General features: G+C 60.6%; 13 protein-coding genes. 11 read left to right on the forward strand and 2 right to left on the reverse strand.

Translation table 11 applies throughout. The features are described 5' to 3' along the window. Positions 1-79: 79 nt before the first annotated feature. The 8 genes from pheS (at position 80) to AC5S3R_RS04480 (ending at position 8315) form a co-directional block, all read left to right on the forward strand. Positions 80-1186: a phenylalanine--tRNA ligase subunit alpha gene (pheS, locus tag AC5S3R_RS04445; RefSeq protein ID WP_494265565.1), complete on the forward strand. Its 1107-nt coding sequence runs from the start codon at positions 80-82 to the stop codon at positions 1184-1186. Continuing rightward, positions 1183-3291: a phenylalanine--tRNA ligase subunit beta gene (pheT, locus tag AC5S3R_RS04450; protein WP_494265567.1), complete on the forward strand. Its 2109-nt coding sequence runs from the start codon at positions 1183-1185 to the stop codon at positions 3289-3291. Before pheS ends, pheT begins: the two co-directional genes overlap by 4 nt. Positions 3292-3358: 67 nt before the next feature. Continuing rightward, positions 3359-3739 (forward strand): hypothetical protein, encoded by a 381-nt coding sequence (locus tag AC5S3R_RS04455; RefSeq protein WP_494265569.1) that lies wholly within the window; start codon positions 3359-3361, stop codon positions 3737-3739. Positions 3740-3744: 5 nt separating this feature from the next. Continuing rightward, entirely contained in the window at positions 3745-4056 is a 312-nt protein-coding gene (locus AC5S3R_RS04460) for a cell division protein ZapA (protein WP_494265571.1), read from the forward strand. A gap of 368 nt (positions 4057-4424) precedes the next feature. Continuing rightward, complete coding sequence (locus tag AC5S3R_RS04465) at positions 4425-5219, forward strand: prolipoprotein diacylglyceryl transferase family protein (RefSeq protein WP_494265573.1); 795 nt, start codon at positions 4425-4427, stop codon at positions 5217-5219. Further along, on the forward strand, positions 5212-6252 hold the full coding sequence (locus AC5S3R_RS04470; RefSeq protein ID WP_494265575.1) for an RluA family pseudouridine synthase: 1041 nt from the start codon (positions 5212-5214) through the stop codon (positions 6250-6252). The genes AC5S3R_RS04465 and AC5S3R_RS04470 overlap by 8 nt, the downstream gene beginning before the upstream one ends. A gap of 43 nt (positions 6253-6295) precedes the next feature. Beyond that, positions 6296-7318: a VWA domain-containing protein gene (locus tag AC5S3R_RS04475; RefSeq protein ID WP_494265576.1), complete on the forward strand. Its 1023-nt coding sequence runs from the start codon at positions 6296-6298 to the stop codon at positions 7316-7318. A 388-nt stretch (positions 7319-7706) separates the two neighbouring features. Further along, positions 7707-8315 carry a hypothetical protein gene (locus tag AC5S3R_RS04480; protein ID WP_494265578.1) on the forward strand — a complete coding sequence of 203 codons (609 nt, stop codon included), beginning with the start codon at positions 7707-7709 and terminating at the stop codon, positions 8313-8315. Here AC5S3R_RS04480 and ligA read toward each other — a convergent pair. Continuing rightward, positions 8312-10354, reverse strand: a complete 2043-nt coding sequence (gene ligA / locus AC5S3R_RS04485) for an NAD-dependent DNA ligase LigA (RefSeq protein ID WP_494265580.1) — start codon at positions 10352-10354, stop codon at positions 8312-8314. The genes AC5S3R_RS04480 and ligA overlap by 4 nt on opposite strands. Before the next feature lie 71 nt (positions 10355-10425). On the opposite strand from ligA, the gene AC5S3R_RS04490 reads away from it, so the two are divergent. Continuing rightward, positions 10426-11502: a metal-dependent hydrolase gene (locus AC5S3R_RS04490; RefSeq protein ID WP_494265582.1), complete on the forward strand. Its 1077-nt coding sequence runs from the start codon at positions 10426-10428 to the stop codon at positions 11500-11502. A gap of 104 nt (positions 11503-11606) precedes the next feature. Further along, complete coding sequence (locus AC5S3R_RS04495) at positions 11607-12146, forward strand: DUF6580 family putative transport protein (protein ID WP_494265584.1); 540 nt, start codon at positions 11607-11609, stop codon at positions 12144-12146. Between the two features lie 21 nt (positions 12147-12167). Here the strand turns inward: AC5S3R_RS04495 and AC5S3R_RS04500 are convergent, their stop codons facing one another. Then, positions 12168-12779: a YqaA family protein gene (locus AC5S3R_RS04500; RefSeq protein WP_494265586.1), complete on the reverse strand. Its 612-nt coding sequence runs from the start codon at positions 12777-12779 to the stop codon at positions 12168-12170. A gap of 170 nt (positions 12780-12949) precedes the next feature. Here AC5S3R_RS04500 and AC5S3R_RS04505 point away from each other — a divergent pair, with 170 nt between their 5' ends. Next, positions 12950-14044 carry an energy transducer TonB family protein gene (locus AC5S3R_RS04505; RefSeq protein ID WP_494265588.1) on the forward strand — a complete coding sequence of 365 codons (1095 nt, stop codon included), beginning with the start codon at positions 12950-12952 and terminating at the stop codon, positions 14042-14044. Positions 14045-14182 lie beyond the last annotated feature (138 nt).

Consider the following 14182-nt stretch of genomic DNA (forward strand, 5'->3'; position numbering starts at 1 on the left):
CGCGGGGCCTTTTCGTTTGCATGCAACACGCCCCGCGTTCCTTCCAACGTATATCCGTGAAGTATTCTGAGACTTACGCATGACGAACGAAGCGATTCCCACTCTTACGGCTTTCGACGAAGCCTCCCTTGATAAAGCCTTCGCCGCGCTGGAAGCCCAGGCGAAAGCGGACGCATCCTCCATCGACGGTCCCGAAGCTGTCGAAGCCTTCCGCCTCGAATGGCTAGGCCGCAAACAGGGCCGACTGCAGGATGTCTCCGGCAAGTGGCTCAAAGCCGCGCCGCCCGAAGCCAAAAAGCTCCTCGGCCAGAAGTTCAACGCGCTGAAGGCCACCGTGGAAGCCCTGCTCGACCAGGCCGCCGGAGCAGGCCCCAGTGACGCCGCTCTCGCCGCCGAAGCCATCGACATCACGCTCCCCGGCACGCGCCGCCTCACCGGTGCCGAGCACCCCATCACCAAAACGCTCAACGAAATCGTCAGCGTCTTCGCCTCACTCGGCTTCTCCGTCGGCGTCGGCCCCGAAGTCGAAACCGACTTCTACAACTTCGAGAGCATGAACTTCCCGCCCGGCCACCCGGCCCGCGACACGCAGGACACGCTCGTTATCGCCAATCAGGACCGCCGCCCCCTGCGCGACCGCCTGCTGCTCCGCACGCACACCAGCCCCGTGCAGATGCGCACCATGGAAAAGCAGCCGCCCCCGGTCCGCATCGTCATCCCCGGCAAAGTTCACCGCAATGATGCGGCAGACGCCACCCACTCGCCCATCTTCCACCAGGTGGAAGGCCTCTGCGTGGACACCAACATCACCTTCAGCGACCTCAAGGGCACGCTCGACTACGCAATGAAGGCGCTCTTCGGCTCGTCCGTCAAAACGCGCTTCTTTCCCTCGTTCTTCCCGTTCACCGAGCCCAGCGCCGACGTGCAGATTAGCTGCATCTTCTGCGGCGGCAAGGGCTGCCGCAAGTGCAAACAGAGCGGCTGGATTGAGCTTCTCGGCTGTGGCATGGTGGACCCCGCCGTCTTCGCCTTCGCGGCGGAAAAACAGCCAGCCTACGATCCGAAGAAGATTTCTGGCTTCGCCTTCGGAATGGGCGTCGAGCGTATCGCCATGATGAAGTACGGCGTGAGTGAAATTGGGCAGTTCTACGCGGGAGACATGCGCTTCCTGGGGCAGTTTGCATGAAGACTTTGACGAAATGGTTGCGGGCCATTCTCCCCGCACTCCCTGTTGACGATGCACAACTCGCGGAAGATTTGACTCTGCGCGGCATCGCGGTCGAAGGCGTTTACAACCTCGGCACAAACAACGGCTCGCTCTACGAAATGGACATCACGACGAATCGCGTCGATGCCATGAACCATTACGGCGTAGCCCGCGAAGCCGCGGCCATCTACAACCTTCCTCTGCCAGTGCTGAGCTATCCGCTGGCCGAAGCAAAGCCCGGCACAGCCTTCTCTGTCGCTATCGAAGCCGAAGACCTCTGCGGCCGCTTCACCGCCCGCGTCCTGCGCGACGTAAAAATCGGCGAGACAAAAGACTGGTTCCCCGGTGCGGAAGTCGCAACGTATTTCGGCCTTCTCGAACAAAAGAAAATCTCCAACGCCGTAGACGCCACGAACTACGCATGGCTTGCGATGGGCCAGCCCACGCATGCCTTCGACCTCGACAAAATCGAAGGGGGCATCATTGTTCGCCGCGCCCGCAAGGGAGAAAAGCTCAAGACCCTCGACGGCATCGAGCGCGCGCTCGACCCTGAAGACCTCATCGTCGCCGACCACGCCAAGCCGCTCGGCCTCGCCGGAGTCATGGGCGGCTGGGATTCTATGATTACGCCTGAGACGAAGAACGTCCTCGTCGAAGCCGCATGGTTTGACCCCATGGCCGTCCGCCGCACCGCCCGCCGCCACGGCCTGCATACCGACGCAAGTCACCGTTTTGAGCGCGGCGTGGATTTCAACGCATGCGAGACCGCCTCGGCCATCGTGACCGGTATTCTCCTCGCCAACGGCGGCCACATTGAAGGCGAATTTGTCGATGTGCGCGTTCCAGCCATCGAAGCAAAGACCGCCGACCGCAAGCCAGTAGAACTGGCTCTCAGCGAAGTCCACCGCCTCCTCGGAACAACCATCGACAAAGAAGGCATCACCGCCGAAACCGTCGAGAAGGTCCTCACCGCATTGGGCTGCAAGCTGACCGCGCAGCCCGGCGAAGCACCCGCGTGGCAAGTCACACTGCCAAGCTGGCGGCTCGATATCTCGCGTGAGATCGACCTCATCGAAGAAGTCGCCCGCGTCTACGGCTACAACGGTTTTGCCAACACGCTGCCTGCCTTCGGAGAAGGCATCAAAGCCCTGCCATGGGCGGAAGCGGAAGCAACCGTTCACGCCACGCTGCGCGCCGCGGGCTTCCACGAGGCCATCGCCAGCACCTTCTGCTCCGCGACAGATGCGGCACTGACCGCGCCTCAACCCGGCCTCGTCGTTCCGCTCGGCAATCCGCTCAGTGAAGAGGCCGGCGTCATGCGCCCGTCGCTCGTTCCCGGCATGCTCGCCATGGTCGCCGGCAACCTGCATCGCGATGTCAGCGACGTACGCCTTTTCGAGCTGGGCACAGTCTTCAGCGGCACAACCGAAAAGGTAGAAGAGCGCCCCGCCCTGAGCTTCGGCGCCGCAGGTTCGCTGCCTGAGCAGGGAGCGCTCCACGCCAGCCGCTCCATCGACTTCCACGACATAAAGGGAGTCATAGAGCAGGTGCTGGCGCGCTTCCAGCTTGACTCCGTGTATTTCGATCGCTTTCCCGCAGAAGCAGGCCTGACTCCCGAATGGCTGCATCCCTACCGCGCCGCCCGCATTGTTGCCGATGGCCTCACCGTGGGTTGGTTCGGCCAGTTGCATCCAAAAGAAGCCACGGCACGCAAGCTGAAAGACGCAGTGTTAGTCGGCGAAATCTATCTCGACCGCCTCTACAAGCTGCCGCTGCACAAGCCCGCCGCTCGCGAAGTCTCTCGCTTCCAGCCTGTTCGCCGCGATTTCTCGCTCGTCCTTGAGCAAAGCGTCGCATGGGAAACCGTGAACGCCGCTATGGCCTCGCTGCAAATTCCCGAACTGGTTGAGTGGCGTCCGCGCGAGCTCTTCCGCGACCCGAAACTGGGCGCAGGCGAGTACGCTCTTCTGCTCGGAGTCACCTTCCAGGCCCCGGACCGCACCCTGCGCGAAGACGAATTGCAGGAATGGCAGGCCAAAGTGGTGCAGGCCGTTAGCAAGGCTGGTGCGCGTCTGCGTTCTTAGCCCAGGAAACCTCCCGTGGCGCGTCTATACTCGTACAGAAATCACGCGCCGCGTGGAGGTTTTTTAGATGCCCGAAACTACAGTAGAGTCCGAAGTAACAGAGGTTGCGGAAAAGATTCAGCAGCCCGCAAACAGCGCCGCCGAGCCTGCCTCACTGGCACTGAGCGTGGATGAGTTCACTGCTCTCGAAGAGCGCGTGCTGCGCGCCGTGAATCTCGTCAAGCGCGAGCGAGTAGCCCGCGAGTCCGCCGAGACCCACGTAAAAGAGCTGGAAGCCAAGCTGGTTGACCACACCACCAGGATTAACGAGCACGAAGAACAAATCCTTGAGCAACTCGGGCAGGTAGAGCAACTGCAGGGCGAAGTAAAGTCGCTGCGCTCTGAGCGCGAACACGTGCGTGAACGCGTGGAGCGCCTGCTTTCCCAACTCGACGCGCTGGAGATTTAACGCTTATGGAGCAGCAGGAACTGGCCAACTACGTAACGGTTGAAATTTATGACCAGACGTATCACCTGTTTGGTCACGATGAGGAGCACATCCGCGGGCTTGCCGCGCAAGTGGACGCAAAGATGCGTGCCGTTGCCGAGCAGGGACGTACGGTGGATTCGCTGCGTGTAGCCGTTCTTGCCGCGCTCAACCTTGCTGACGAGCTTTCGCTCTCGCAGCAAACAACCAAGGGCGTAAAGCTTGGTCATGTTCGCGCTGCCGCGCTGCGTGGCTTGCTGGATGAGGTGCTGGAAGCGGATCTCAAGTCAGCTTCGTAGCACTGAACGCACATGTGTGCTGCAAACGCCGTCCGCATATGGGCGGCGTTCGCATTTGAAACGACTTATGCCGCGTAGCATAACCTGCCCATCCGGCACAAGACTTGCAATTCCTCGCCGCAGCCCCTACTATCCGCAATAGAAACCGGCCTGCAAAGCAGGTGCAGTGGTCAACGTCGGATGAACCAACATTCATTGAACAGGGGCTCGACTCGAATAATCGGTTCTGTGTGCCGTGTCCGCCAGTCCGGAATGCCTAAGGAACCGCGGAGAGTCCCACCGTCTTAGGACGGGTTCACCGGCGCATCACTCACGGCCCAGTGGGTCGGGTTCTACCCTTCTAAGCGGGTGCACCAGTTATCCTGAACATGGTGCATCCCGTTCTCTTCCACATCGGTCCTCTATTCATCCCGAGCTACGGCGCAATTGCCGCGGTCGGCGTGCTGCTCGCGCTTCTGCTTGCGCAGCGACTGGCCTCTATCGCAGGCCTCATTCCACAGCAGGTATGGAATCTCTCCATTGTTGGCCTGTGCGCAGCCCTTGTTGGTGCGCGCCTGCTGCTTATCCTTGCCAACTGGCGTGACCTGCTGGCGCATCCCCTGTGGATGCTCGGTCTGGCCATGATTCACAACCCTCTGCTCGCAGGCGCAGGAGCGCTCGCTGGCATTCTCGCCGCAGGATTCTATGCCTGGCGCATGAAGATGCCTCTGCTCGCAACAGCCGACGTGCTTGCTGCTCCCCTGTTACTTGGCCTCGCCTTGGAACAAGTAGGCGCGCTGCTAGCTGGCTCCGGCTTTGGCAGCGTAGCCACGGTGCCGTGGGCCGTTGTCTACACCGACCCGCTGGCAACGCGCTGGAGCGGCACTCCGCTCGGCGTCCCGGTGCATCCCGTGCAGGCCTACGCAGCTTTCGGATTGCTGACACTCGCAATCGTGCTCGTAGCCCTCATGTATCTTCGCGCCCGCTCCGGCGACGCCACCGGCATCGCGCTCATGGGCGGCGGCGCAGTTCTTTTCCTCACGGAGTTCTGGCGTGACCGCGAAGGCCGCGGCGCAGTGCTGCACGGCGCGCTCGACTACCCGCAAATCGCAGCCATCCTCATGGTTCTGTTAGGCTCCATATTGCTGCGCGAAAGAAAAGCAACCGAGGTGCGGCATGCCTGATTCTCAAACACTCGTAGCCCCCGCAGAAGCTGCCGGACAGCGTCTCGACGCCTTCCTCGCATCGCAGCTCGATGGCGTAAGCCGCTCGCGCGTGCAGTTGCTGCTGGACCAGGGCAGCATCCACATCCAGGGCGAAGTCCCCAAAGCATCCCTCAAGCTTCGCGGTGGCGAGCAGATTGAAATCCACGGTGAACCGCGTCCCGTGCCGTTGAAGGCCACAGCGGAAGACATTCCGCTCGACGTCCTCTACGAAGACGACAACCTCGCCATCCTCAACAAGCCTGCCGGAATGATGGTCCACGCAGGCGCAGGGCAGAATGAAGACGAGAGCAGCAAAGGAACGCTCGTCAACGCGCTGCTGCACCGTTTCCACAAGCTCTCCTCAACCGGTGGCGAGCTCCGTCCCGGCATCGTTCATCGCCTCGATAAAGACACCAGCGGCCTCATCGTCGTAGCCAAGAACGACAAAACCCACGCCGCGCTCGCAAAAAAATTCTCTGGCCGCGAGATGAAGAAGACCTACATCGCGCTGGTGCAGGGAAACGTCGAGCGTGACCGCGGCACCATCAACGCCGCCATTGGCCGCGACCCGGTACGCCGCACCCGCATGACAACCCGCGTATCGGAAGAGAGTGCCCGCTCCGCCATCTCGCATTACACCGTTCTGCGCCGCATCAGCACGCGGTTTGGCAAGTTCACGCTCGTCGAGGTGCGCATCGAGACCGGACGCACTCACCAGATTCGCGTGCACATGTCTTCCATCGGCCACCCCGTCGTGGGCGACACGCTCTACGGCGCATCCAGCCAGCTTACCGATCAGGTTGCCTCCAACGTCATCACCACCCGCGCCGCGCGCCGCAACAGGCCAGCGGAGCGGCTTTCGCTTAAGCGTAACTTTCTGCATGCGGCTGAGTTGGAATTCGCTCACCCCATCACCGGCAAGCAAGTCCATTGGAATGCACCTCTTCCTGCCGAGCTTGAAGAGTTTCTTGTACGTCTGGAGGCAGGCACAGATGCGTCAAAAAGCGCTTGATAGAATGCTTGCAAGATTTTCGATTGATAGAATAAAGGCAGTCATGGACGCGCGAGTTTTCCCTTCTGCGCCGGTTCGCCGGCGGTTGTTTCAGCACACAGGCATGGCCTTCCTGGCCATTGGCTCGGTCTTTTCGCTGGCCGCTCAACAGCCGGCTCCGCAACAGCCTGCCCAGCAGCCCGCACAACAGGCTCCTGCTCAGCAGCAGCAACAGGCTTCTGACGACGGCCCCATCCTGCACCTCGGCGCCAACGAAGTGAACCTGATCTTTACGGTCACGGACAAGCACGGCCATTACATCCCTAACCTGCAGCAGAATGATTTTGCGTTGCTCGACGATCAGAAGGCGCCCGCCAGGGTTACCTCTTTCCGTCAGCAAACCAATCTGCCGCTGCGTGTAGGCATCGTGATTGACGCCAGTACCTCCATCCGCACGCGCTTTGAATTCGAGCAGCAGTCGGCAGTCGAGTTCCTGCTCGAAACCCTCAAGGCCCGCAGCGACCAGGCATTCGTAATGGGCTTCGACGTGACGCCCAGCGTCAAGGCCGACTGGACCAACAACATTGATGCGCTGGAAACCGGCATCAACCGCCTGCGCCCCGGCGGCGGTACCGCCATGTTTGACGCCGTCTACACCGCATGCCGCGACAAGCTGCTGACGCAACGCGGCCCCGAGCCCTATCGCAAGGCCATGATTCTCATCACCGACGGCGATGACAACCAGAGCCGCGTGCGCGAGGACGAAGCCATCAAGATGTGCCAGCGCTCCGAGACCATCATCTACGCCATCAGCACCAACTGGACACCGAGCCGCGGCAAGGGCGACAAGATTCTCGCCGACATGGCCACGGAGACCGGCGGACAGGTCTTCTTCCCACCATCGGTAGAAGAGATGTCGTCCAGCTTCAAGGACATTCAAGCCGAACTGCGCAGCCAGTACCTGCTGACCTACACGCCGGCAGACTTCAAATACGACGGAGCCTTCCGGTCAATCTATCTCTATTGCAACGACCGTCGCTATCTGGTCCGCGCCAAAAAGGGATACTTCGCGCCATCCGCACAATAAGTGCTGCGCGCACGGCGAACCGCTACTGCGTCGCAAACACATCAACATCCATGCCTGCTCTCAACACATGAGAGCGGACATTTTTATTCGCCAGCGAGAGACATAAGCCGTATCTGACGAATCGGAATTTGATTCTTCGGAGGGAGCAGGGGCCTTCAGGCCCCTGAAGAGAGGCTCAGGTTTGCGGGGCTTTAGCCCCGGCTTATTCTCTGAATGCCATGCAGGTTCCAAAATCCGGTTTGTCATACGCAGAAAAGCAATCCGCTAACCTGCTAACTCGCTATCGCGCAAAGCGCGGCTAACTCGCAAAAGCAAATCCATTTCAGAAAACCCTCCCCACCTCTTTTCCCATTTCGCAACTCGTCACCTTTTTTTCGCGCAGCGGCTGATGGCGCACGCAGCCGCTCCGATGAATACCGGGAAGAGCGGTACAGGGAGCAGGGCTGTGATCCGGCTGGCAATTTCGTGCGATATCTGCGGGGCAGAGAAGAAACAGACGAATCACTGGTTTGTTGCCTATGAGCAGGGCGGGGAACTACGCATCGGCGGTTGGGCTTCGCGATTTTGCAAGAAGGCTGGCGCGCGGCATCTTTGCGGGCAAACCTGTTTGCACAAGCTGGTTGATGAATTCATGGCGCAGACGATTGCTGAAGACCGCGCTGCCGCCGAGCCGGAAGCTTCAACGGAACAAGCAGCGCCAGAGCCGCATCTCGCAGCGCAACATATCCCCGAAACGCAACGTGCGGAAAGCAAATCTGTGGAACCGCGCGTTTTCTCAATCGACGCCAGCCTTACCTCATCCTCTGCCTATGACGATGAGTTCGGTTCTTCTGCACGTCTCATTACCAACACGGAGCCAGTAAGCGATACGCCCGTTGCCCGCGAAGCAGAAGCGGCACCGAAGCATGTTTCGCACCAGTGGCGAGCCGACGCATGGCAACGGGAGCGCGAACGCGGCCAGCATAACGAGGCCGGTTCGCGCCGCCACAAGTTTTAGCTGGCCAGCATTGCCAGCAACGCAGCTTCATCCAGCACGGCAATACCAAGCTCGCGTGCCTTGTCGAGCTTGGAGCCGGCTTCCTCGCCCGCGACCACGTAGCTCGTCTTTTTACTCACCGAGCCGGAGACTTTCCCGCCTGCGGCTTCAATCTTTTGCTTAGCCTCATCGCGAGTAAGCGTCGGCAGCGTGCCCGTCAATACAAACGTCATGCCCGCAAGCTCCGTTGAACGCTGCTTCTTCTCCGCAGTCATCACAACGCCCTTTTCTCGCAGGCTTTCTACAAGGTGCCGATTGGCAGGCCGCGCAAAGTAAGTGTGAATCGACTCGGCAATCTTTGGCCCAACCTCTTCCACACGTTCCAGCTTTTCAACTCCCTCTGGTCCAGCTTCACTGGTGGCGATAAGTTCGTCGATTGAGCCGAACTCCTCCGCAAGCAGTTGCGCCGTGCGCTCGCCGACAAAGCGAATACCAAGCCCCATCAACACGCGCGCAAGCCCTGCATGCTTCGAGCGTTGAATCTCCGTGAGCAGAGCTTTCGCAGATTTCTCCGCAAAGCGGTCAAGGCTTACCAATTGCTCTTCCGTCAGCGAGTAAAGGTCAGCAACGTGATGCACAAGCCCACGGTCAAGCAGTTGTGCAACTACAGCCTCGCCCAGCCCTTCAATGTTCATCACATCGCGTGAGCCAAAGTGCAGCAGCGTCTCACGCAACTGCGCCGGGCAATCGGCATTCACACAGCGCCAGTCCACTTCGCCTTCCGCACGGTCCAGCACACTGTTGCACTCGGGGCATGTGCTGATGCGCACAAACTGCGCATTGTCCGAAGGCTTCACCACGCGGATAACCTTGGGAATCACATCGCCGCCTCGTTCAATCTCCACGACATCGCCAGGCCGCAGCCCACCAAGGCGTTCAATGAACTCCCAGTTATGCAGCGTTACGCGGCTCACCGTAGTGCCGCCAACAAAAACCGGAGCCACATCTGCAACCGGCGTAACCTTCCCCGTGCGTCCAACCTGCCAGAGAATATCTTGGATAGTTGTTTCAGCAGTCTGCGCAGCAAACTTGTACGCAATAGCCCAGCGCGGTGCGCGGCCCGTATAGCCAAGACGCAACTGCGTGGCATGCGAGTCCACCTTAATCACCACGCCATCAATTTCATAACCAAGCCCTGCACGCTGTTGTTCCGACTTCGCAATGAAGCTCAGCATCTCCTCAACAGAGTGCGCCCGTGCGCGATGAGGATTCACGCGAAAGCCAAGCGCCGTCAGCGCATCCAGCGTGGCCGACTGCCCCGCTGCAAGATACTCACCCTCCGTCAGCAGAAAGTAAGCAAAGAAAACAAGCCGCCGATTTGCAACGATGCCTGGCTCAAGCGTGCGCAGCGTTCCAGCCGCAGCATTGCGCGGATTCACCGCAGGAGGCAGCCCTTGCGCCTCGCGTTCCTCATTCAGCAGCTCAAAGCCCTTCAACGGCATTACCACTTCACCGCGCACTTCAAAGCTCTGCGGCAGATTCGCCTTCTTCAACGCCGCCGCAGAAATCGAAATCGGCACGCTGCGAATCGTCCGGATATTCGAGGTAACATCTTCGCCAATCTGCCCATCGCCGCGTGTGACTCCGCGCACCAGCCGCGCACCGCCGCTCTCCGTCGGCTCATAGTGCAGCGCCACACTCAGCCCATCCAGCTTCAACTCCGAGACGTACTCCACTGGCATGCTCCCCGCCAGCTCATGCACACGCCGGTCCCAGTCGCGCAGGTCAGCCTCATCGTACGCGTTATCCAGCGAGAGCATAGGCCGCGAGTGCGCCACCTTCTGAAATCCCTCAGCAGGCTTGCCGCCCACGCGCTGCGTCGGTGAGTCCGGCGTCACCAGCTCAGGATGCGCCTCTTCCAGCCGCTTCAACTCATTCATCAGCTTGTCGTAGGCCGCGTCTGAAATCTCCGGCGCATCCATCACGTAGTAAAGGTGCTCATGATGACGCAGTTGCTTGCGAAGCTCTTCGATGCGCTCTTTGTCGTGCGTAACACTCATGCGCCGATTATAGGAGGCCGCATATTCGCAAGTCAGCGCGCCCATCTGCGATACGATAATCCGCAGAGCGCATGGAGCCAGTCACACACTTTCTCACCGGAACCTGCATCGGGCGAGCAGGCCTGAATCGCAAAACGGCTTACGCTACCGTAGCCGCAACGCTCGCCGCCGAAGCGCCCGACCTCGATGTCCTCTGGAGCCTGCGCGGTCCCGTCGAAAGCCTCAAGCACCATCGCGGCATCACGCATACATTCCTCGCAGCGCCCGTCACCGCAGCCGTTGTCGTCGGTGTCATCGCTCTCTGCCACTTCGCGCGAAAAACAAAGCGCCCTCCAGCCGCTCCAGTCCAATGGGGCTGGCTTTACGTAACAGCGCTCCTCGCTGCACTGAGCCACATCCTTCTCGACTGGACCAACAGCTACGGCGTACGCCCATTCTTCCCATTCAACCCACGCTGGTATGAAGCCAGCATCTGGTTCATCGCCGAGCCCATCGTATGGGCCCTGCTGGTACTCGCGCTCATCATGCCAGCCATCCTCGGTATGACCGACCGCGAAATAGGCGCACGCAAAACTCCATTCCGAGGCAGAGGCTGGGCCATCTTCGCATTGACCGGCATGCTTGCGCTAGGCATCTGGCGCTGGTTTGAGCAGTCGCAGGCAAAGCAATTGCTCGCGCAACAACCGATAACCAACGCACCCGTGCTGCGAGTCGGCCTCGAACCCTACCCCGTCAACCCATGGCGCTGGCACGCGATTGTCGAAACCCCGTCCGACTACCAGTTTGCGGAAATCAACACGCGCACGCAGTCCATCGACAGCGACCCCAAGGCCGACGTGCTCTACAAGCCGGAGGTGACGCCAGCCGTAGAAACAGCCAAACGCACGCCTCTGGGACAGGTCTATCTCGACTGGGGCACATGGGCCGTTGTACGCGATCTCGGCCAGGCCCCCGTACTCGGAATCGACCCGCCCCACCTGCCGCCCGGTCGCACATGGAGTACCGTCGAGTTCACCGACCTGCGTTTTGCCTACGCCTTTCTTTCCAACAGCACCGGCCGCACTCCAAGCGGTCTTTCCGGATGGACTTACATCGTGGATGGTCGCGAAGAAGCCGCCGAAGGCATCGGCCATCGCGAGCAAAAGTGAGCTTATGGGTTGACCGGCAGGCTTCTACGCCGCAGAATGGAAAGAAGCCGCCAGTTATCAGGTAATTCCGACACGGCGCGCATTTTCCAGCCATCGAGGTTCCCATGCCTGCTTATCTTCTTTTGCTTGTTGCCGTTGCCAGCCGCCTGATTCCCCATGCCCCGTGGTTCAACTTCACCGCGGTCGGCGGAATGCTGCTCTACTTCGGCGCAAAGCGCTCGTGGAAGGAGATGGTGGTTCCCATGGCCGCGCTGATGGCTACCGACTACGTGCTCACCACGGCGGTCTACCATTACAGCTTCGTATGGCAGGGATATGTCATTACCTGGCTCTGGTACGCGGCGGCCATGGTACTCGGCAGCATCCTGCTGCGCGATAAGACGACCGTGACGCGCGTTGCCGCAGCCGTTGTCCTTGGGCCGACCTCGTTCTTCCTCGTCTCGAACTTTGCCGTGTGGGCCGGCAGCAACATGTATCCGCATACGGCAGCCGGTCTCGTGGCCTGCTACAGCGCTGCGTTGCCCTTCTATGGCAATGACGTTGCAGCGACGGCGGTTGTGGCCGGACTGGTCTTCGGCCTTCCGGTGCTGCTGCACCGCATATTTCCGGCAGAGCCTGCGCACGCTTTCGCCCGCAGCAAGTAGTCTGCTTAGCTGCCAGGGCTTCTAAGCAGCCAGCGACCGCCTGCGTTTCATCCACCACGCAATCAGCCCGGCCAGCACCAGCACAGCCAGAACTGCAAGCGCCGTACGGGCGTGGTGCGCCACGATGCTGACAGCGCCCGGTCCCAGCTTCAGCACCAGCACTGACAGCACACCCCAGCGCACAATGCGGCCCACACACACGCTCAGGATGTAGAGCATCACGCGCATCTCAAAGACCCCGGCGGCAAAGGCAAAGGCCTTCCATGGCGTCGGCGGCGGCAGCATCGACGGAATCGCCATCGCCCAGAACTCCTGCTTTTCAAAGCGGTGGCGCAACTGGTCAAAGCGCTGGCGGTTAATCCGCTTCAGCAGGAACAGCTCGCCGCCCGCACGGCCAATGCCATAGGGAACCAGTCCGCCAATTGCCGAGCCCACCGAAGCCAGCAGCACGTAAGCCCACCAGTGCGGCTGATCTTTCCACACGTAGAGAGCAATAATCGCGTCCATCGGCACCGGAATCGACGAGGCGTCCACGACGGAGACGGCGAAAGCGCCCCAGAAACCCAGCTTCAAAATGGCCGGCAGAATGATGAGATTCCACTTGGCCAGAACTTTGGCGAGAAAAGCCTTCAAAACCCATCCCTTTCAGGGTGAAAATCCGTCTATGCAAAAGAACATTGTAATTGGGGACTGGCCGTCCGGGCGGCTGCGCGCTTGCCGGTTTTACCCTCTGCCGCAGGGATGAGAGAATAGACGGAAAGGAATCGAACCGGAGCGGCGCATAGCTGCCCTCTGCTCACGGAATGCCCACCAGCGCAGTGCCAACCAACGCCCAACAGCCGGAAGAGCCGGAGATGGAGCCCCGCGAGGAGTCCAGCTCGGAAGAGCGCCCACGCGCCCGTACTGCAGGCGGCTCACGCTGGGTGGATTACGACACGCACGAACTGCTCGACATGATTAGCGAACTGGAGGATGAGCGCCGCTGGGCGCGTCTCCGAGAAGGCGTTCTCTGGGCAATTCTCTTCCACATTCTGCTGCTTTCCGGCATCACCTGGATTCCGAAGTACATCCTGCGCCAGCCGCAGGTGATTGACCCGTTTGACGCCATCAACAAGCGCAAAGACCTGAAGTATCTCGACCTGCCGCCGGACCTGCTGCAGAAGTACCAGCCCAAGGTGGCCATCAAGCCGGTTCCGCAGAAGCAGCCGCAGATTGACCGCAAGACGCTCGACACGCTGCAGAAGGAAGAGGCTGCCAAGCCCCGTCCTCCCGTGCCGCAGCCACAGCCTCAGCAGGCGCCGCCTCCACAACAGGCCAAGGTGGACCAGCCTGCATTGCCTACGCCGGAGCCGCCAAAGCCTGCTCCACAGCCGCAGCCCTCCGCGCCAGCCGCGGAGGCTCCACGGCCTCAATCTGTGCCCGCCAAGGCCTTCCAGCTTGGCTCTGCCAATCCTGCGGACCAGCTTCAGAAGGCGATGCAAGGCGCTGCGCAGAAGGGTGGCTACAGCAGCGGCCAGTTGCCCACCAGTCACGGCGATATGAACCTGCACCCCGGCGCGGGAACCGGCGGAGTGCAGGTGCTTTCGGATACGCAGGGCGTCGATTTCAACAACTGGCTCATCCGCTGGCACCGCGAGACCGAGCGCACCTGGGACCCCCTGATTCCGGACGAGGTGAATCCGCCGATCCTCAAGCAGGGAGTGGTGGTAATTCGCTTCAAAGTGCTCCCAAACGGTCAGGTCTCGGATATGACGCTCGAGGGCCGTTCCGGCGACACAGGCCTCGACCGCGCCGCATGGGGCGCCATCAAGGGCTCCAGCTACCCACCGTTGCCGCGTGAGTTCCACGGGCCTTATCTGGAGCTGCGAGCAGTCTTTATGTACAACCAGCGACAGTAGTAAAAGCCGCTATTAGTTTGGGTACCCCCGGTCTCTGGCATTTTGGGACCGGGGATACCCATACCGAGAGTTCTCCTCATCTCAGTTCTTCCCATCCCCTGAGTATCGTCATCCTGAGCGCAGCCGAAGGATCTGCAG

The organism is Occallatibacter sp. FHG110214_02, from assembly GCF_059115385.1.

What these genes read in the sequence shown, in the direction of transcription:
- pheS (WP_494265565.1), top strand. Translation starts at nt 80, where the DNA reads ATGACGAACGAAGCGATTCCCACTCTTACGGCTTTCGACGAAGCCTCC.
- pheT (WP_494265567.1), top strand. Translation starts at nt 1,183, where the DNA reads ATGAAGACTTTGACGAAATGGTTGCGGGCCATTCTCCCCGCACTCCCT.
- AC5S3R_RS04455 (WP_494265569.1), top strand. Translation starts at nt 3,359, where the DNA reads ATGCCCGAAACTACAGTAGAGTCCGAAGTAACAGAGGTTGCGGAAAAG.
- AC5S3R_RS04460 (WP_494265571.1), top strand. Translation starts at nt 3,745, where the DNA reads ATGGAGCAGCAGGAACTGGCCAACTACGTAACGGTTGAAATTTATGAC.
- AC5S3R_RS04465 (WP_494265573.1), top strand. Translation starts at nt 4,425, where the DNA reads ATGGTGCATCCCGTTCTCTTCCACATCGGTCCTCTATTCATCCCGAGC.
- AC5S3R_RS04470 (WP_494265575.1), top strand. Translation starts at nt 5,212, where the DNA reads ATGCCTGATTCTCAAACACTCGTAGCCCCCGCAGAAGCTGCCGGACAG.
- AC5S3R_RS04475 (WP_494265576.1), top strand. Translation starts at nt 6,296, where the DNA reads ATGGACGCGCGAGTTTTCCCTTCTGCGCCGGTTCGCCGGCGGTTGTTT.
- AC5S3R_RS04480 (WP_494265578.1), top strand. Translation starts at nt 7,707, where the DNA reads ATGGCGCACGCAGCCGCTCCGATGAATACCGGGAAGAGCGGTACAGGG.
- ligA (WP_494265580.1), bottom strand. Translation starts at nt 10,354, where the DNA reads ATGAGTGTTACGCACGACAAAGAGCGCATCGAAGAGCTTCGCAAGCAA.
- AC5S3R_RS04490 (WP_494265582.1), top strand. Translation starts at nt 10,426, where the DNA reads ATGGAGCCAGTCACACACTTTCTCACCGGAACCTGCATCGGGCGAGCA.
- AC5S3R_RS04495 (WP_494265584.1), top strand. Translation starts at nt 11,607, where the DNA reads ATGCCTGCTTATCTTCTTTTGCTTGTTGCCGTTGCCAGCCGCCTGATT.
- AC5S3R_RS04505 (WP_494265588.1), top strand. Translation starts at nt 12,950, where the DNA reads ATGCCCACCAGCGCAGTGCCAACCAACGCCCAACAGCCGGAAGAGCCG.